This window comes from Desemzia incerta, assembly GCF_900115825.1.
Taxonomy (GTDB): domain Bacteria; phylum Bacillota; class Bacilli; order Lactobacillales; family Carnobacteriaceae; genus Desemzia; species Desemzia incerta.
In genome coordinates, this window is the sequence record NZ_FOXW01000001.1 from 297632 (window position 1) to 316790 (window position 19159).

19 protein-coding genes and 1 riboswitch are annotated in these 19159 nt (G+C 37.5%); of the genes, 11 read left to right on the forward strand and 8 right to left on the reverse strand.

Annotated features, from left to right (window positions below; all coding sequences use genetic code 11):
- Nucleotides 1-124 precede the first annotated feature (124 nt).
- Nucleotides 125-1504, reverse strand: a complete 1380-nt coding sequence (locus BM137_RS01385) for a glycoside hydrolase family 1 protein (RefSeq protein WP_092479357.1) — start codon at nt 1502-1504, stop codon at nt 125-127.
- Nucleotides 1505-1921: 417 nt separating this feature from the next.
- A complete protein-coding gene (locus BM137_RS01390) occupies nt 1922-2680 on the reverse strand; it encodes a GNAT family N-acetyltransferase (RefSeq protein WP_177192459.1) in 759 nt (252 codons plus the stop codon).
- 310 nt (nt 2681-2990) lie between these two features.
- Here BM137_RS01390 and BM137_RS01395 point away from each other — a divergent pair, with 310 nt between their 5' ends.
- From BM137_RS01395 to BM137_RS01405, 3 genes are all read left to right on the forward strand, one after another.
- Nucleotides 2991-4640, forward strand: coding sequence for an alpha-glucoside-specific PTS transporter subunit IIBC (locus BM137_RS01395; protein ID WP_092479359.1), 1650 nt, complete (start codon nt 2991-2993; stop codon nt 4638-4640).
- Nucleotides 4641-4687: 47 nt separating this feature from the next.
- Nucleotides 4688-6031, forward strand: a complete 1344-nt coding sequence (locus BM137_RS01400; protein ID WP_092479360.1) for a 6-phospho-alpha-glucosidase — start codon at nt 4688-4690, stop codon at nt 6029-6031.
- Nucleotides 6032-6139: 108 nt separating this feature from the next.
- Nucleotides 6140-6913 carry a MurR/RpiR family transcriptional regulator gene (locus tag BM137_RS01405; RefSeq protein WP_092479607.1) on the forward strand — a complete coding sequence of 258 codons (774 nt, stop codon included), beginning with the start codon at nt 6140-6142 and terminating at the stop codon, nt 6911-6913.
- A gap of 36 nt (nt 6914-6949) precedes the next feature.
- On the opposite strand, the gene BM137_RS01410 is transcribed toward BM137_RS01405, so the two are convergent.
- On the reverse strand, nt 6950-7690 hold the full coding sequence (locus BM137_RS01410) for a DUF6612 family protein (RefSeq protein ID WP_092479361.1): 741 nt from the start codon (nt 7688-7690) through the stop codon (nt 6950-6952).
- A 173-nt stretch (nt 7691-7863) separates the two neighbouring features.
- Between BM137_RS01410 and BM137_RS01415 the strand changes: the two genes are divergently transcribed.
- Entirely contained in the window at nt 7864-9141 is a 1278-nt protein-coding gene (locus tag BM137_RS01415) for an alkaline phosphatase family protein (RefSeq protein ID WP_092479362.1), read from the forward strand.
- 83 nt (nt 9142-9224) lie between these two features.
- Here BM137_RS01415 and spxA read toward each other — a convergent pair whose 3' ends face one another.
- Nucleotides 9225-9632, reverse strand: coding sequence for a transcriptional regulator SpxA (gene spxA / locus BM137_RS01420; RefSeq protein ID WP_092479363.1), 408 nt, complete (start codon nt 9630-9632; stop codon nt 9225-9227).
- Between the two features lie 291 nt (nt 9633-9923).
- On the opposite strand from spxA, the gene BM137_RS01425 reads away from it, so the two are divergent.
- The 4 genes from BM137_RS01425 to BM137_RS01440 all read left to right on the forward strand — a co-directional run bounded on the left by BM137_RS01425 (nt 9924) and on the right by BM137_RS01440 (nt 13902).
- Nucleotides 9924-10226: a phasin family protein gene (locus BM137_RS01425; RefSeq protein WP_092479364.1), complete on the forward strand. Its 303-nt coding sequence runs from the start codon at nt 9924-9926 to the stop codon at nt 10224-10226.
- 10 nt (nt 10227-10236) lie between these two features.
- Nucleotides 10237-11832 carry an ABC1 kinase family protein gene (locus BM137_RS01430; protein WP_177192460.1) on the forward strand — a complete coding sequence of 532 codons (1596 nt, stop codon included), beginning with the start codon at nt 10237-10239 and terminating at the stop codon, nt 11830-11832.
- 116 nt (nt 11833-11948) lie between these two features.
- Nucleotides 11949-12860: an RluA family pseudouridine synthase gene (locus BM137_RS01435; protein WP_092479366.1), complete on the forward strand. Its 912-nt coding sequence runs from the start codon at nt 11949-11951 to the stop codon at nt 12858-12860.
- Nucleotides 12861-12924: 64 nt separating this feature from the next.
- A complete protein-coding gene (locus BM137_RS01440) occupies nt 12925-13902 on the forward strand; it encodes a DUF1002 domain-containing protein (protein ID WP_092479367.1) in 978 nt (325 codons plus the stop codon).
- A gap of 247 nt (nt 13903-14149) precedes the next feature.
- On the opposite strand, the gene BM137_RS01445 is transcribed toward BM137_RS01440, so the two are convergent.
- On the reverse strand, nt 14150-14704 hold the full coding sequence (locus tag BM137_RS01445) for an NADPH-dependent FMN reductase (RefSeq protein WP_092479368.1): 555 nt from the start codon (nt 14702-14704) through the stop codon (nt 14150-14152).
- A 263-nt stretch (nt 14705-14967) separates the two neighbouring features.
- Between BM137_RS01445 and BM137_RS01450 the strand changes: the two genes are divergently transcribed.
- From BM137_RS01450 to BM137_RS01460, 3 genes are all read left to right on the forward strand, one after another.
- Nucleotides 14968-15570: a cob(I)yrinic acid a,c-diamide adenosyltransferase gene (locus tag BM137_RS01450; protein WP_177192461.1), complete on the forward strand. Its 603-nt coding sequence runs from the start codon at nt 14968-14970 to the stop codon at nt 15568-15570.
- Nucleotides 15550-15695: riboswitch (adenosylcobalamin (AdoCbl) riboswitch) on the forward strand. It overlaps the preceding gene by 21 nt.
- 94 nt (nt 15696-15789) lie before the next feature.
- On the forward strand, nt 15790-16200 hold the full coding sequence (locus BM137_RS01455; protein ID WP_092479369.1) for a DUF4430 domain-containing protein: 411 nt from the start codon (nt 15790-15792) through the stop codon (nt 16198-16200).
- The gene (locus BM137_RS01460; protein WP_092479370.1) at nt 16190-16729 is read left to right on the forward strand and encodes an ECF transporter S component; all 540 of its coding nucleotides are present in this window, start codon (nt 16190-16192) and stop codon (nt 16727-16729) included. The genes BM137_RS01455 and BM137_RS01460 overlap by 11 nt, the downstream gene beginning before the upstream one ends.
- A gap of 71 nt (nt 16730-16800) precedes the next feature.
- On the opposite strand, the gene BM137_RS01465 is transcribed toward BM137_RS01460, so the two are convergent.
- Genes BM137_RS01465 through BM137_RS01475 form a run of 3 tightly spaced genes read right to left on the reverse strand, consistent with a single transcriptional unit; the run spans nt 16801 to nt 19080 of the window.
- On the reverse strand, nt 16801-17487 hold the full coding sequence (locus tag BM137_RS01465) for a hypothetical protein (RefSeq protein WP_092479371.1): 687 nt from the start codon (nt 17485-17487) through the stop codon (nt 16801-16803).
- Nucleotides 17487-18476 carry a flotillin-like protein FloA gene (floA, locus tag BM137_RS01470; protein ID WP_092479372.1) on the reverse strand — a complete coding sequence of 330 codons (990 nt, stop codon included), beginning with the start codon at nt 18474-18476 and terminating at the stop codon, nt 17487-17489. The genes BM137_RS01465 and floA overlap by 1 nt, the downstream gene beginning before the upstream one ends.
- Nucleotides 18469-19080 (reverse strand): NfeD family protein, encoded by a 612-nt coding sequence (locus tag BM137_RS01475; RefSeq protein ID WP_092479373.1) that lies wholly within the window; start codon nt 19078-19080, stop codon nt 18469-18471. The genes floA and BM137_RS01475 overlap by 8 nt, the downstream gene beginning before the upstream one ends.
- Nucleotides 19081-19159 lie beyond the last annotated feature (79 nt).

Consider the following 19159-nt stretch of genomic DNA (forward strand, 5'->3'; position numbering starts at 1 on the left):
CTTATAAACTTTTTTAAGAAATATTTTTAAAAAGTAATTAAATTGAGGGTTCTCTTTATCTTATAGAGTGGGCTCTTCTTTTTGTTTTTCGAATGATTGATTTAGGGTGATGGTTTCCTAAACATCAATCTAAGTATTTTCCATTGCTTTCAATAACTTTTTTGAACCAGTCAAAGCTTTTTTTAGGAATTCTGCGCATATCCTTTAAATCGTGGTTTTCACGATTAACGTAAACGACCCCGTAACGTTTTCGCATATCGCCTTGAGAACTTAAAATATCGATCAATCCCCAACCAAGATAACCGATACAATCTACGCCATCTAAGAACATAGCATCTTTCATAGCTTGTAAGTGATCACGATGATAATTGATGCGATAATCATCTTGGATCAGTTCATTTTCCGGCAGTTCTTCGATTACTCCGATACCATTTTCGATAGGGAAGACAGGTAATTTATATCGATTATACATGTCTCTAAGAATACTTCTGAATCCTATAGGATCGATTTGCCATCCCCATTCAGTAGCTTCCAGATTAGGATTAGGTTGGCCGCCAATTTCTCTGTATTGATAAATCGGTGTATCTTTGGTGATCTTATCAGCGCTTATGACTGAACTTGCATAGTAGCTGAATGACAGCCAATCGCTTTTCATTTCTGCTAATGTTTCTTCATCGCCTTCTTCGAATTCAGGCATTAAATTGTTTTCTTTCAAATAAGCTAATATGAAAGCAGGATATTTACCGTTTGTAAATATATCCAGATGAAATTGGTTAGTAAAGTCATCTACGAGTTGAGCAGCTAAACTATCTTCTGGTTTAGAAGTAGCTGGATAAACTTTATTATAGGCTACCATTCCGCCAATTTCGCAATTTGGTGCTGATTTGTGAAGATAATTAGCAATCTCTGCATGAGCAATTAAAGTGTTGTGCTGAAGTTGATACAATTCCTTCTCTGTTCCGTCACCTTCTAACAACCCACCTATTTGAAAACCATGAGACATAGCGAAAATGTTTTGTTCATTAAAAGTGATCCAGTATTTTACTTTGTCTTTGTAACGATCAACTATAAGTTTTCCATAACGAACAAAAGCATCTACTACATAACGAGATAAAAATCCACGGTATTCCTCAGCTAGATGTAAAGGCATATCAAAATGATATAAACAAATCATCGGTTCGATTCCGCGTTCCAATAAATCATCAATAAAACGATCGTAAAAGGCGAGACCTTCTTCATTAACCTCACCGTCTCCATTAGGAAACACACGCGACCAAGAAATTTGAAAACGATAGCAATTCATCCCTAATTCTTTCATGTAGTCAAAATCTTCTTTGTATCGATGGTAGCTGTCTGTAGCCACTTTCCAATCAGAAGCGTGTTCGCTGGCTTCTCTAATATCGTAGACTGATTTTCCTTTCCCTCCTTCGTTCCATGCACCCTCTGTTTGCATGCTGGAAACAGAATTTCCCCATAAAAATCCTTGCGGTAATTGAGATAGCATAACTGTAAAACTCCCTTCTATTTTAAAATAAGCGTAAACGTTTACAAATAAGTTGTCAATACAAATTAAACGTAAAGTGTTGTTCTATTTAACCAATGGACAGGTGTATTATCCACACAGTTCTTTTGCTGCAAAATTACAAGAAGGTAAAATAAAACTTGTGTAAAAGAAGTATTCGTGCTAATATAATCTACATGCGATGAGTTGACCGGCAATCAGATGATTTATCATTTCGCTTCGGCGACATAGTGATTGCCCAAAATTAGACAGGGCACATGTGCGTAAGCACACTGCAGGATGCAGGTGTTTGGATCCCTCTGTTTTGTGGAATTCATGGAACCTATTGAATGAAAATTGAATACTGTCGAAAAAGCTGCAAATGGTCCTTCTTAGGAAGGTATCATTTGCAGCCTTTTTTTATTTCGGCGCAGAAAGTTCTTTCAATGCGCCAACTTGGTAACTTAAATAGGTATAATTTTGTTTAAGATACATATCTTTAGGAGTGTCTTCTGCATCAGCAACCAAGATGACTGTTTTTGAACCAGCGTTTTCCATGACAAATCGTTGGATCTCTGTACCAACGCCTTGTCTTTGGTATTCTTCGAGTACAAAAAAATTGTCGATCTCAACTGTGTTCTCTTGTATCAGCAAATCAACACTGCCGACAGGAATACCATTGAGATAAGCGATCACTTGTTGAATAGCAGAGTCATCAAAATCTTGGTCGTAAAGATCTTGCTTTTGATCTGCAAAAGTCTCACTGATGTCAGTATCTTGTACTCGATTGATTTGTTTAAAACTCTTTAACGATTCTTCCGTAACGAATTCTACCGTCACTGCAGGATTTCTTTTGGTGGGGGTGAAGTCTTTAGGATCAATGGCATACAGCTCCAAAATCTCAATCCCATAACCATTACTTGATAAGTAATCGATGATCGGTTCAGTAAACCCATAGTCCTCTGGCCAATAAAATTTAACATGGTCCATTTCCATATCTTCATGGAACTCCAGCAATATTTTTTCGATCAGTTTAAATTCTTCTAAGGTAGGTTGGTATTTCAACCGCATAAAATTATAGTCGTACATAAAACGTGCATCGTGATTATGGTAGAGTTTATAGAATTCATTTTCTTCAATCAACTCTGTTTTCGACGTAATCATATCAAAAGTAATCATAGTGAACCTCTTTTTCATAGTATAGGTAAGAAACTTTTTGCATAGTAGATCATACATCTTGATTATAACAGTACAAATACGAGAATGAAATATCGGTAGAAGTTGGGAAAATTCCCAGCAAATGAGAAAAATAATTTAATTGAAAGCGTTTTCCCTAATTGGTATAGGGCTGTTGTGTCTGAAAATACTAAATGATATAGTCTAATTAAGGAAGCGATTACATATAGAGGAGGACAGCAGAAGATTGAACAGCTTATAGGAAATCACTGTTAAAAAGTTTTTAACTAGAGAGTAAAGGAGATGTCAGCAAATGATGGAAAAATTGCAACGATTCGGTGGGGCCATGTTTACACCGGTATTATTATTCGCCTTTAACGGTATTATTTTAGCTCTTGCAATTGCAATGCAAAATGACTTGATCATGGGAGGACTTGCAGCTGATGGAAGTCTATGGTCAGAAGTCTGGTCTATTATTGAGACCGGCGGATGGACCATTTTCAACAATATGGAATTATTATTTGTGATCGGATTGCCGCTGGGATTAGCTAAAAAAGCCAGTGGTCGAGCTTCTTTAGAAGCCTTCTTGATTTATATGACATGGAATAACTTTATTGCGAAAATGCTTGAACTATGGGGACCATCTTTTGGTGTCGACTATAGCCAAGAAGTAGGCGGAGTTAGTGGTCTTAAACTGATTGGCGGTGTGAAAACTTTAGATACCAACCTTATAGGGGCTATCATTATTGCAGGTATCGTTGTTTTTATCCACAATAAATTCTTTGAAAAGAAAATACCTGATTGGTTAGGCGTTTTCCAAGGATCATCTTTAGTTGTCATCATCGGGTTTATATTGATGTTCCCATTAGCGCTTTTGACATCTTGGGGATGGCCGGCAGTTCAAGGCGTTATCGCTGCTATGCAGGGCTTCTTACAAACTTCTGGAGCATTTGGAGTTTGGATTTATGTATTCTTGGAAAGAATATTGATCCCAACTGGATTGCATCATTTCATTTACCAACCATTCATTTACGGACCAGCTGTTGTGGAGAATGGAATCACAGCTTTCTGGTTGAACAACTTAGATTACTTTGCAAGTACAGAAGGGTCTTTAAGAGAATTGTTCCCGCAAGGCGGTTTCGCATTGCACAACGTGTCTAAACTATTTGCTCCTCTTGGAATTGGGGCAGCATTGGTAGCTACTTCAAAACCAGAAAAAAGAAAACAAACGATCGCTTTAGTAGTTCCTACTGCTATGACAGCCGTTTTAGCTGGTATTACAGAACCGTTTGAATTCACATTCTTATTCTTAGCTCCACAATTGTTTGCTGCTCATGCTGTAATTGCAGCGACATTAGGCACAACGGTCTACTTATTAGGAGTAGCAGGAGATGTAGGTAGTGGATTACTGGCGGTCATTTCTCAATTTATTGTACCGATGTCAGCAACTCATTTAGACGCTATCTTAATTTTATTTGGTACTGGATTAGTCTTTAGCGGAATTTACTTCTTGGTTTTCCGATTCGCTATTTTAAAGTGGGACATCAAGACACCTGGCCGTGAAGATGCAGAAGAAGTAAAAATGTACCGCAAAGCGGACTACAAAGAAAAGAAAGCTCAAGATAAAAATGGAGCTACAGTTACTGCTTCTCAATCGGACGATCCTTACGCTGTAAGAGCTGCAGCATTCCTTGACGGTTTAGGCGGTCCTGATAATATCAGCCGTATCAATAACTGTGCAACTCGATTAAGAGTTAGTGTGCACGATGATTCTCTAGTCAGAGAAGATGGTTTCTTTAAGCAAAATGGTGCGCATGGTTTAGTTCGAAAAGGCAATGCTTTACAAGTCATTGTAGGGTTAGATGTTCCTCAAGTCAGAGAAAAATTTGAAGACATGGTGAATCAAAACAGCTCCGAAACAAGTAATGAGTTGGAAGCTGATCAAGGTACAAATTTAACATAAAGTAGTAGAACAAACTAAAACAATCATAAAAAAAGGGGATTTTATTTATGGCTTTAAAAGAACAATCAATCGTTGTTGCAGGTGGCGGAAGTACATTTACTCCAGGGATCATTATGATGTTATTAGAAAACTTAGATAAGTTTCCGATTCGTCAAATCAAATTTTATGACAATGATTATGATCGTCAAAAACAAATTGCAGATGCTACTGAAATCATTTTGAAAGAAAGAGCACCTCAAATCAAATTCGTTGCGACAACGGATCCGGAAGAAGCTTTTACAGATATCGACTTTGTAATGGCACACATTCGAGTAGGAAAATATGCGATGCGTGAAAAAGATGAGAAAATACCATTGAAATACGGAGTCGTTGGTCAAGAAACGTGTGGCCCAGGAGGAATTGCATACGGAATGCGTTCCATCGGCGGAGTTCTGGAATTGGTGGATTACATGGAAAAATACTCTCCAGATGCTTGGATGTTGAATTACTCTAACCCGGCTGCTATTGTGGCCGAAGCAACTCGTAAATTGCGTCCGAACAGTAAAATCATCAATATCTGTGATATGCCTGTAGGAATCGAGGCACGAATGGCAGAAATTCTTGGTCTAGAGTCTCGTAAAGATATGACCATACGTTACTATGGATTGAACCACTTTGGGTGGTGGACAGATATTCGAGATAAAGACGGAAATGACTTGATGCCTAAAATAAAAGAACATGTAGCAGAACATGGATATGTTACACCAGGTGAATTAAATGGTCGTCCTGAAGAAGAAATAGAACCAAGTTGGATGCATACATTTGGAAAAGCTAAGGAAGTTTATGCATTGGATCCAAAAGTATTGCCAAATACTTATTTGAAATACTATTTCTACCCACAAGACGAAGTAGAACATTCAAATCCTGAGCATACTAGAGCTAATGAAGTTATGGAAAATCGTGAGAAAAAAGTTTTCTCTGAATGCAATCGCATCGCAAATATCAAAACCGCTAAAGATGCAAAATTAGTGACAGATGATCATGCTTCTTATATCGTTGATTTAGCGCGTGCCATTGCTTACAACACAAGAGAAAGAATGCTATTGATCGTTCCAAATAACGGATCTATCGTAAACTTTGATCCGACAGCTATGGTAGAGATTCCATGTATTGTCGGATCACAAGGACCAGAACCATTGACTATGGGTGAAATCCCTCGTTTCCAAAAAGGCTTGATGGAACAACAAGTAGGGGTTGAAAAATTAGTCGTAGAAGCTTGGGCTGAAGGTTCGTACCAAAAACTATGGCAAGCGTTGACACTATCAAGAATCGTACCAAATGCCAGAATCGCGAAACAAATCTTGGATGACTTAATTGAAGCCAATAAAGAATATTGGCCAGAATTAGTTTAATTCCTTTCGTTTGAATGTAAGTTAACTCAACTCTGTATGCCTCTGTGTTATACTAAGACTAGTTTTAATGAACAAATAGTCTTAGTATAAACGGAGGTGTTTTTGGTATTGGAGTTAGAAGCCTTGATCAATGCACATTACCACGAACTAAATGAAAACGATTTACAAATTCTGTCTTTTATCGTGAACAACAAACAATCAGTTCATCAAATGACAATCACTGAATTAGCGAAATTGACCTTAACATCTAAGTCTACGGTTTTAAGACTGACTAAAAAGCTGGGCTTTTCAGGCTATAGTGAATTCAAATACAGCTTGAGGCATGAAAAAACAAAAGAAGCTCAAGACTTGAATACCGTTAAATTTGTTGATTTGCAACGTAAAGATATAGAAACGACTAAAAAACTGTACAGTCAGACAGACATTGCTCCCATAGTGGAAGCTTTGCATCAAGCTGACCGTATTTTTTGCTATGGAACTGGTTGGGGGCAAAGAGACGTATTATCCAACTTTAGAAGGAGTATGGTTCCAGTTGGCAAGTTTCCAATAGTGTTGTCTGCATTAAAAGAATTGGAGATGGCCAGTACGACTTCTGTGACTTCAAAAGATTTAGTGATCTTCGTCTCGTTGAGCGGGGATATTATAGAAGTAGATAAAATTATGAATGTATTGACTTTAAAAGACATTCCGATATTATCGATCACTAGTTTCCGCAATAATCAAATGGCATCAAGAGCTACGTTTAATCTTTATTTTCAAACGACTCCTGTATTGGTACAAAACGAAGAAATTTATTCGTTTCTTCCCTTATATGTAACAACTGATTTGCTGCAACGCTCATATGTGGATCATGTGTTGTTTTCAACTGACAAAAATAACTAAAAGAAGAAGCTGGAATATTTCAGCTTCTTCTTTTAGTTATTGAGCACTAGATGCAGAATCAATAATTTCTTGAGGAATGGAAATATCATTCATTTCGTTCATGTTTTTATAGGTATGATGAATCATCATTACAAGATCATGTCCATCTTGAACACCAGACAGCTCGTTAGTAACTTCTTGGATCAGCAATGTTTCTTTATCTATAGACACCATAACCTTTTGTTCTACTTCTTCAGGAGAAAGCGACCCAAAATTTAAGGAATAAGGGGATTCAAAGGATGAATACAAATCGGCATTTATCTCTTGAAAAGTATAAACGTACTCGTCCTCATTTTCAGTCAATTCACCTATTTTACTGATAGATTCAACAATGGGAACAAGGTTAGGATAAGTTGTGCCTGTACTCTGAAAAAGAGCTTCTTGCTGATTAGACATGTCCATCCAACCTTGATCATTAAGATTCAAGTAGGCTTTGTCATCAACTGAATAATATTCTTGTGTCAAGGATTCACCAGCTGCAGACTTATTTATAGTGCCATAAGTATCCAGAGTTTGTTCATTAATGACGATATCAGATTTGCTCATGCTTTCTTGGATGACATCACCGGACTCTTGATTAGTAACGGAAATAGAAAGATCGATCAATGCACGGTAGTTTTCTACTGCAGACTCGTTTTCACTTACACCACTCACAACTTCTTCCTCACTCAAAGATCTTTCACATCCAAATAAAAAGACCGGACTGATTAAAGAAATCCGAAGTATATTTTTCCTCATTGATTCTCCTCCCAACATTGTTTCAATGAGCTAGTTAAAACGTTTTGGCTTTCACCCAGTTGGTTTACTGGGAATGCCTTTTAAAGGTAACGTCATTGAAAGAGAACTTCTTTCTAAATCAAGCAAACTTATGTCATAATAAGAGCAATTGAACGTACGAAAGGAGAATGGAAATGGACAAACAACGGTTATATATTATCTCGTTAGATGCATTCGGTTCACAAGATTTGGCTTACGCGAGAACCTTACCGAATTTCAAGTATTTATTGGACAGAAGTGCGGTAATTAAACAAGTGGAGACGGTTTATCCTTCATTGACTTATATGGCTCATACTTCTGTGGTGACTGGAATGTATCCAATTAACCATGGAATCCTGAACAATACATATCTTCAACCAAAAAGAATTTCTCCTGACTGGCATTGGTACGCGAAGGACATCAAAGTTCCTTCACTGTTTGACGCAGCACATGAAAAAGGATACAAAACAGCTAGTTTCCTGTGGCCAGTAACTGGTCGGAGTCAGTCGATCGATTACAATTTTGCAGAAATCTTCCCTAATCGCCAGTGGCAAAACCAAGTTATGGTGTCGTTATACTCTTCTAGTCCCAAGTTTATTATGGATCTCAATCGAAAATATGGACACCTAAGAAAGGGAATCCAACAACCTGAACTGGATGAATTTTTGACAGCCGGCATACTGGATACGATCGAAAACAAGAATCCTGATTTATTAGCGATTCATTATGTGGAATTAGATAGTATGAGACACAAATACGGAGTCCATTCTCCTCAAGCAAAAGAAGCTATTCGTAATATGGATCGCCACTTAGGACAAATCATTAAAATGATGAAACAAAAAGGAATCTTTGAAGAGACTATCGTGGCTATTTTAGGAGATCATTACCAAATTGACACACACACTGTGATTCACTTAAACAGTTATTTTGAAACATTAGGATGGTTGAAAAAGAATCAAAGAGGTCAGATAGAAAAGTGGAAAGTTGTGGCAAAAAGCGCAGATGGGGCAACCTATATCTATACTAAACCAGGGATGGATCTGCAAACCGTAGCTGAAGCACTTCGTAAACTTCCAGAAGGAATCGAATTTATTTATACGCAGCAACAAGCAGTAGAACTAGGAGCCGATAAGATGTGCAGCTTTTTACTTGAGGCTGAACGAGGCTATTATTTTTCCGATAAAGATGGACCGTTGTACGAAAAAAAAAAAGGCACAGATTACCACAAAGCAGCTCATGGTTTTTCGCCGACGAAAGAAAATTACGACACGATGATGTTCATTTCAGGTCCTGGAATCAATCAGCAGGCAAAACTCTCTTTTGCTCGACTAGTAGATGCAGCACCGACTTTATTGTACGCAATGGGATATGAATTTACTCATGAAACAGATGGGGTTATCCTGAAAGATTTGTTTGTAGCTGCTGATGAATAAAAAGGTGTACGAAGCTGGAGACTTTAATAAAAAATTAAAGGCAAAAAGAGCTGGGAATGGTGATCTCAGCTTATTTTTGCTATTCAGTTAGCTTCTAAGGCGAGTTCTTCTTGAATACGTTGGAATTCTAATTTGCGGACGTCTCTTGGCAAGAAGCAACGGATTTCATCAGCGTTGTAACCTACTTGGATTCTTCTTTCATCCGTAAGAATAGGTCTTCTGATGAGTTCGGGATTCTTATGTATCAAATCCAACAACTTTTCCAAGGACAATTCTTCAATATCGACGGTGAGATTTTGATAAGCGTGAGAACGGTAAGAAATAATTTCTTCAGTTCCTTCTTCTGTCAAACGAAGAATATTCTTCAATTCATCAATAGATAAGGGGTTAGCAATAATGTTTTTTTCAACATACGGCAAGTGTTGTTCATCTAACCATGCCTTTGCTTTTCTGCAGGAAGTGCAACTAGGGGTAGTATAAAGATTAATCATATTTATCTCTCCTTTACTTATGTAGCAATTAGGGATAAAGCGATTTCAGTCATTATCATATCCCTTTTATTAAAAAAAAGCAAGAAATTTGACTTTTTTTATTTTCTGATTCTCATAGTCCCATCATTTAGCTTAGAAAAATTCGTTAGAAAAATAGTCATTGAAACTAAAAAACAACTTAAAAAAGTGTAATTTTTTTACTTAAGGACATTTCTCGTTATAATAAACTCAACAGATCCTTATCTTGAAATTTTTAATAACTACTGCAAAAAATAGAAGGAGGAAATGACAATGAATGATTTGAAAAAATTGATCTTAGCAAGTATTGGTGGAGTTTCAATGACGTATGATAAAGTCGAAGAAATGGTTGAAAAACTAGCTTCAAGAGGGCAAATCACTGTAGAACAAGGGAAAAAATTAAGTGAAGAATTGATGCGTAAAGGAAAACAAAAAGATGATTCAATCGATAAGGATGAAGTACAAGCTATTTTGCTTCAAATGAACGTAGCCCAACGCAAAGATATTGAAGAATTAGAATTGAAAATTGCAGCTTTAAACGCTCAAATCGATGAGATGGTAGAAAATAACGAGTAGGGGTGATTTTGTGCCTTCAAGTGGAGAAAGATTACGGGAAATTGTGAGGGTCTTAGCTAAATATGGTTTCGGCCATATTTATAATACACGTGTCCGCTCACGGAAAAAAGAACAGGACCCTAAAAAACTACGCCAAGCATTTGAAGAACTGGGTCCTGGCTTCATCAAGATAGGGCAGATTCTTTCTACTAGAAGAGATATCTTACCCTTGGAATACATTACTGAATTATCTAAGCTGCAAGACGAAGCGCCCTCTTTCCCATTTGAAGAAGCAAAAGCGATTTTTGTAAAAGAATTTGGACAGAAAATAGAAGATGTTTTTGAAAGAATTGACGAAAAACCTTTAGCAAGTGCTTCTGTCTCACAAGTACATCGCGGCAAATTGTACACAGGCGAAGAGGTCATTCTGAAAGTCCAACGTCCGGATATGGAGACCACTCTTTTACAAGATATCGAGTTGTTTATTCGAATTGTGGATCGTGCGCCTAATATTTTTAAAGATTTCTTAGTGAGTCCTAAAGAAGCGTTTGAAGAAATTCGCCAAACCTCAAAAAGAGAATTAGACTTTCGCAATGAAGCCAATGCTATATTGCGCTTCAGCGAGTTGAATAAAGAAGTAGCTTGTGTAGACGTGCCGAAAGTGTTTTTATCGTTTAATTCCAAACGAGTGATTGTAGAAGAGTACATTGAAGGGTATAAAATTTTAGATATTGAATCGTTGAATGAAGCGGGCTATATCCGCGAAGACATCGGAGAAAAACTATTGTTGGCTTTTTTATCTCAAGTCTTTAAAGACGGTTTTTTCCACGGGGATCCTCATCCAGGGAATCTGATCATCAAAGAAGGAAAGATTTACTTTATTGATTTTGGAATTATGGGTCAGTTATCCAGTGAAAATAGAGAGCATTTAAATCAATTGTTGAAATCGATCGTGATGAAAGATCTAGATCAGTTGATGAATACGTTATTAAAAATCGGTGTGCAGAAAAAGCGGATCGATCGAGCACGTTTTTACGAAGATTTGAATTATTTGGTGGAAACGTATTTAACTGCAAGTTTCAGTTCAATCCAATTTGGCACTTTGATTGCGGATGTTTTGGATGTTACTCGAAAACACAGCATTTCAATGCCTAGCGAATACACAGTTTTGGTCCGAGCTTTAACGATGTTGGAGGGGTTGATCACTGATCTGGCACCTAATTTGAACGTCGTACAAGTTGCAAAAGGCTACTTATCTGAGAGTGATAATTTTAAACTATTCGAGCCAATCAGCAGCGAAAAACTGTTGCTGAACTCTGTGAAATTTGCCAAAAGTATGATTGAATTGCCTCTGCAAGTCTCAAAACTTTTTGAAAACCTGAATAATGGCCGAACGAAGATCAAATTGGATCTAGTCAATATGGATGACAAATGGACTGGACTAAATAAGATGGTCAATCGCGTCGTTTTTGCATTGATTGTTTCTGCACTGATTATGTCTTCAGCATTGATTATTTTTGCTACAGAAAGAACAGGGACGTCTTTACTAGGTATCATTTTTTTCCTTGGTGCAGGATTTTTAGGGTTATGGCTGATCATTTCCATTATCCGTTCAGAAAGGTTATGAGGGTTAAACCAAGTAAGGTGCAACAGGAGAAAAGAGCAGAAACTCTTTTCTCTTTTTTGATGCCTCGTTTAAAGCCAGAATAGTGTATAATAAATCATGAGAGCGAGGAATTTAAAATGAAAAAGCCTATGAAGAAAACAGCAAAGAAAAAAGAGGGTAAGGTAAACTTAGTCGTAAAAGAAGAAACCGAATTATTGGATTTTCTGTTGAATCAAAAAGTAAAAAGCAGTCGAAATTCGATCAAATCTGTATTAAGCAGAGGCCAAGTAACTGTAGATGGAAAAGTAGTGAAACAATTCAACTATACTTTGACACCCGGACAAGTAGTAAAGATCGAAGACAATAAAGCTGCTCAAAAACAAAGTGAATTGGTAGGAATGTCTATTTTACATGAGGATGATCACATTATCGTTGTGGACAAAGAAGCAGGCATTTTATCGATAGCTGCAGGACATCAAAAAGAAATGACGGCACATAGACAACTCAACATTTATGCAAAACAAGAAAATCCGAATAACCGCATATTTGTGGTGCATCGTTTAGACAGAGACACTTCTGGTGTGATGTTGTTTGCTAAAAGTGAAGAAGTTAAACAAAAAATGCAGCAAAATTGGAAGAATATTGTGAAAGAAAGAATCTATACGACTTTAGTCGAAGGAGACGTTAAAGAAGAAGCCGGAAAAATTGAGTCTTGGCTGACAGAGAATACGAAATCGTTCAAAGTCCATTCCAGTCCTAGAGACAATGGCGGACAGCACGCTGTAAGTCATTACAAGAAGCTGCGTTCAAACGGGGTTACCAGCTTGCTGGAAGTGCAGCTGGAAACTGGTAGAAAAAATCAGATCCGTGTGCATATGGCAGATATCGGCCATCCAGTAGTAGGAGACAAAAAGTACGGATCAACGGTCAATTACATGAAACGTTTAGGTTTGCATGCGACGACGATCGCTTTTGAACATCCAACAACAGGCGAAGTGGTGCGTTTTACTTCTCCGGTTCCAAAGGTGTTTTACACAAAAACAAAATAATCGGTCTAAAGTTGGAAGATAAACCCTCTAGAGTTGGGTAAACTAAGTTAAGGAGGTTAGACATATGACACATCGTTTGAAAAAACTTGGAATAAAAACAGTAATGGTTACAGGATTGGTGGGCGGCTTCATTATTAGTCCGCTTACAGCAAATGCAGCTGAAGACGGAATAGACACAACAGTAGTGAATGAAAAATGGGGAAAGCCAACATTCGTTTATGGCGGTGGATTATCTGATACAGAAGTAGAGGAAACTGAAGAATTGATCGGCATCGAAAACCCTGAAAATGTCGTCAGCGTAAATGTCACTGGTGACGAATTAGTCAAATACTTAGGAGCCGGTTCTGGGAACACTTCTAGTCTGATTTCATCGGTATTGGTAGAAAAAGAAGATGACGGACATGGAGTAGTTGTAGACATCAAAACGCCGGAAAACATCACACAAATTACTCAAGAGCAATATGCAAATGCTGCCATCACAGCTGGTGTTGCAGACGCAACGATCGAAGTAGCCAGCATCCGTCCGGCAACAGGTGAAAGTGCCTTAACCGGTATTTATAAAGCTTTTGATGTCAACGGAGAAGATCTGGATCAAGATCGAATGGAAGTAGCTCAAGACGAGTTGGAAACGACTAATGATATCGCTCAAGAAAACGCGGATAATGGAGAGTTTGATCCATCTAAATTAGACCAGGCCATTATTGAGATCAAACAATCGTTAGCAGAGTTGAAAGAGCAGCAAGGTGAATTGGCCACTAAAGAAGATATTGAACGTATCATCAATGAAGCTTTAGCAAACAATAACCTGGAAAATGTTGTGACCCAAGAACAGATCGATCGTTTGATGAGTTTGTTTGAAAATTATCAACAAACAGCGGCTATTGATTCTGAAGCTGTAAAAGAACAATTGAACAACTTATCTGAAGTTGTCCAATCAAAATTCGGCGACTTCATCGATAGCGCAGAATCTAGCGGGCTATTTGATAAAATCGGTAACTTCTTCAAGCAAGTGTGGGAAGCTATCACAGGATTATTTAATTAAATGTAAATAAAACAGAGACTGACAAGAGACATTTGTTAGTCTCTGTTTTTTAGTTTGAGGGTTATTAGTCAAGTTGCACTTATTAAAATGCTCACTTGACTAATAGAGTGCTGCTATTGATCAAGTGGACTAGAAAAATCAGTCACTTGATTAATAGGACCAAATATACCCGTACGCTCATCAGCCAGCACAAAAAAGGAAAGGGACATTTTCTGTCTCTTTCCTTTTTTGTTACTTAAGTAAATGATTATAGACTAACATCGATTTTAATGAAGTTTTTGAAACGACCTACGATAGCATCGATAAATTGAACCGTCAATTCATCTGTTAATGTACCGTCTTCGTCAAATTTTTCGTGAACAGAGCCTACGAATACATCATTACCGCCAGCTGCAGGCATAACGTAAGCAGCAACGCCCAATGTATCTAAGATATCGCGTAAGTGGATTTGTGCTTTAACTGTTCCTAGAGCCCCCATTGAAGCCCCCATGATTAACACTTTTTTGCCTTCCATTTCTCTACCTGAACGAGAAACCCAGTCCAAAGCATTTTTTAATACCGCTGGAATAGAAGCGTTGTATTCTGGAGTAGCGATAACTACTGCATCAGCATCTTTTACTAAAGCTTGGAAATCACGCACTTCTTGACCAGGATTTGCTTCGATTTCTTCATTAAAGAATGGTAAATTGCCGATTTCTGCAACTTCGATACCTAATTCTGGGTATGTGGTTGCTAGATGATTTACTAATTTTAAGTTGTATGAATCTTTTCTTAAACTACCTACTAATGCTACTGTTTTCACTACAACGACCTCTTTCATAAGTTAATGTTTTTTACATAATTTATCATATCATTAGAGCTTTCTATTTAACAAGTAAAATCACTATCATAAAAGAAGAAATTCTATAAAAAGTAATTAAAATGCGGAATGCTTAAGCAAACTAGAAGTTCTTAAGGAAACTAGGTTTTGTGATAAAAGTAACAAAATCTGGTTTACAATTTTTTATGGATGCATTATAGTTGGAATAGCACATAATAAAAACTAGAAAGGGGATGAAGATCAGCATGCAATTGTATACCAAAAGAGGCGATTTCGGAAACACGAATCTCATCGGCGGTCGAACAGTTTCAAAAGATTCGACAAGAGTAGACAGCTACGGCACGATTGATGAATTGAATTCACTAGTGGGCTACATTGTCAGTCAAATCGGCGCTGAAGATGCAATGATCAAAAATGAACTCGTCAAATTACAGCATGATTTATTTGATTGTGGGACTGATTTATCTACACCTCATGGAGTGAGGGAATATAAAGTCCAAAAAGATTTAGTAGATTGGATTGAAGAAAGAATTGATCAGTATGCGGAAGAAGCTCTGGCGATTGAAAAATTTATCATCCCTGGCGGAGATCCAGTTGCTGGATTGTTACATATGGCTCGGACGGTGACGAGAAGATCTGAAAGAATAATCGTTGCATTGAGTAAAGAGACTACAGTGAATCCTGTGGTAGCCATTTTCATCAATCGCTTATCGGATTATTTCTTTGCGTTAGCCCGAGTCATCAACCACAGACATGGAGTAGAAGAACCTTTTTATGAACGTGGAGGAGTCGTTTTTCATCCAGATTTGAAAAAAGAGGCTTTACCGAAAACTAAATACGACGATTGAAAAATGGAAGTTGGTGCAAATCCAACACGGTCCCGCCACTGTGAGAAGTTTATCGCTTCGAGTCAGGTCTTTTTTTCAATAGTTCCTATCAACAAGAGGCTTCGAGGCAAAGTACTCTTTTATTCTTTTGAGTTCTAATAGGCTGCTATCGTCATTTTGCCTTATTAGAACTTTTTTATATGTCAAAAATCAAAAAAATTATTATCAGGAGGAATAGAAATGATCCATTCAATCAAATTAATTCTTTTAGCATCATCAGCTCTTTTAGTAACGGCTTGCGGAAGCAGCAGCCAGGAAGCAGACTCAAAGCCTATTTCTTCGACGGAATCAAGCGTAGTGGAAACTACGGTATCCGTTTCATTTTCATTTGAAGAAGACGAAAAAGAACTTGCAGATTTAGCTAAAGAAACTGATGTTCAAGAAGGACAATCTGTGTTAGAAGCTTTGAAAGATAACTACGAGGTAGTGGAAGACGGCGGTCTAGTAAGTTCTATAGAAGGACATGAACAAGTTGAAAAGGAAAGCAAGTATTGGTTATATACAGTGAATGACGAGCAGCCGACTGTTGGAGCAAGCGACTACGTTCTTGAAGAGGGTGATGAAGTGAAGTGGTCATTAAATGCCTACTAATCAACCTTTTAGAATCCGAAAAGTCCACCATATAGCTTTACTGGGTATGCTGACAACATTGTGTTATGTCAGTCGGCTAGTATTTCAATTTTTGCCGAATGTCCAACCTGTAACAGTTATTTTGTTATTGATTACGATGTTATTGGGAATGAAAGATGGTCTTATTGTTTCTTTATTAAGCGTAGTGATTTCCAATATTAATTTGGGTTTAGGAGTATGGACTCTTGCTCAAATAACTTCTTTTTCAATTATCATCATTCTGACAGGATTGATCAATCGCTATGTATCATTTGAGCGATTGCCGTTTTTTGGGATGGTTTTTTATGCTGGTTTAACTGGATACATTTATGGATTCATCATCTCCGCGGTACAAGCGCCCTTTTTCGGTATTCAAAATTTTTGGGCTTATTATTTGTCCGGACTTCCATTTGATACGTTGCACGCAGTTGGCAATAGCGTGTTTTATCTAATATTGGCACCTATTTTGATACCATTAATAAAAAAGTTGATGAAAAGCTTTTACGCTTAAATAATGTTGTCCATAAAAAAAACAGGTCCGAAATCCGGACCTGTTTTTTAGTCTATCAACACAAACTAACCTTATCTAATAGGACGTTTGCTTCTAGGTTGATCAAGTATTTCTTTATAAATCACAGCTTGAACAATATTTCTTTGCAAATTGGTTTTTAAAGCCGGCTGTTTATCAGAGTATACATCTCTGGAAGATTTTTTTGATGGAACAGGAGTCTTTTTCATCGAATGACCTTGAGTATGGAACTCTGTGCCTTCATAACTGGCTGTTCCCTCTAAACTGCCTAAACCTTCATAACCTGATCTTCCTTCAGTGCTGCCTGCACCCTCATAACCAATATGCCCCTCGGTACTACTTCCGCCTTCATAACTGCGGTGAGCAGTATTTCTTTTTGAAGGAGAAGCTGTTTTAGGAGTCGTGTTTCTTTTTTGAGGACTTTTTTGTTTAGAGCCTGTATTGTCCAATTCATTCATAGCGTCTTTAAATTCAGCTGCCAACTCTCTCCAGCTTTGAGCTGTACCAGAAGATCGGTTAGTACCGGAAGCTGTTACAGATCTGCTCGTATTTCGTGGAGCAGCGTCTCTTCGATCAGCTCGTTGTTGATTTCTGTTGCTCGTATTTGCTTTAGGAGAGGAGTAGGGATTTCTTTTTTGCCCAGAATTTTTAGGAAATAGGGCACGAATGAAAAAGAAAAAAATGAAAATACCGCTATACGCCAATAAACCCAGCATAATAATGAAAAATAAAGCATCCATTATTCATCACTTTCTCTCTTAGAACTTTCTGAAATTGAACTTCTCATATCTGTATCTGCATTGATATTTTTCATGTTGTAATAATCCATAGCACCAAGATTTCCAGATCTTAATGCATCTGCTAAAGCTAGTGGAACTTGAGACTCGGCTTCTACAACACGAGCACGCATTCGTTGAGTTTCAGCTTGCATTTCTTGTTCTTCTGCAATCGCCATTGAACGTCTTTCTTCTGCTTTAGCTTGGGCGATATTCTTGTCTGCTTGTGCTTGTTCAGTTTGCAATTGAGCACCGATATTACGTCCGACATCAACATCCGCGATATCGATCGATAGAATCTCAAAAGCAGTACCAGAGTCTAAGCCTTTATTTAAGATAACTTTTGAAATGCCGTCTGGATTTTCCAGAACTGCACTATGGTTTATTGAACTACCAACAGTGGTAACAATCCCTTCACCGACACGGGCAATAATAGTATCTTCTCCGGCACCACCGACTAACCGTTCAATGTTTGCACGAACTGTTACCTTAGCTTTTACACGAACTTCGATACCATTTTTAGCAACAGCGGCGATAAAAGGAGTTTCGATAACTTTAGGATTAACACTCACTTGTACCGCTTCAAACACATTACGACCTGCTAAATCGATAGCAGCTGCTTGCTCAAATTTAAGTGGGATATTTGCTCTCTCAGCGGCGATTAAAGCATCAATAACTTGGTTGATGTCTCCACCTGCTAAGTAATGAGCTTCTAAATCGTTAATGTTGATCACCAAACCAGCTTTTGTTGCTTTGATTAAAGGACGCACGATGTGAGAAGGAATAACTCTTCTCAAACGCATTCCTACTAGAGTTCCAATACCAATCTTTACTCCTGAGAAATACGCTGTAACCCATAAACCTACGGGTACAAATCTTAAGAATAGACTGATGATTACTAAAACGATAATAGCGATTATCGCTAAACCAATCCAACTACTTGTTTCATTCATCTTCTACCACTCTCCTAACGACTATTTTTGAACCTTCTACTCTAATAACTTCTATTAGCACGTTTTCTTCGATTCGTTCATTTTGGCTCAACACATCTAATGAAACTTCATCAAATACCGCTTTTCCAGTGGGTCTTAAAGCAGTAAGTGTTTTGCCTTTTTTTCCAAGCAAGGTTGAATAATCAATGTTGCTTGAATATCCTCTGGCGGTATCCAAGTTATTCGTTAATACTAATTTACTGAAATTATCAAAAGAATACCCTTTTTTAGCCAAGATAATCACTAAACCGACGGATAAAAGAAAAGCAATACTTAAATCGCGAACGGCTTGTGCCAGATCTCCTACAGTTTGATATAAACCAAAGAGAATCAACAAAACACCAAAAATACCGGCTATTCCAAAATCAGGGATAAACACTTCAAAGACCAATAAAGAAATGCCTAAAATAAAAATGATAATCGTATACCATTCAGCATGGTCATTCAGGAAAAAATAAGCAGAAAAACTGGCTAACGAAACTGCTCCGCCAATTGTTGAACGAGGAGTTAAAGCCGCAATGACTAATCCCAGAAAACCAATCGACAGAAGTACAATATCTAACATAGAAATACCTCCTTTCATAAGAAAATCTTTCTTAATATGGATGGTTCCAATTAAACTATGAGAAAACGGGTTCTTACCT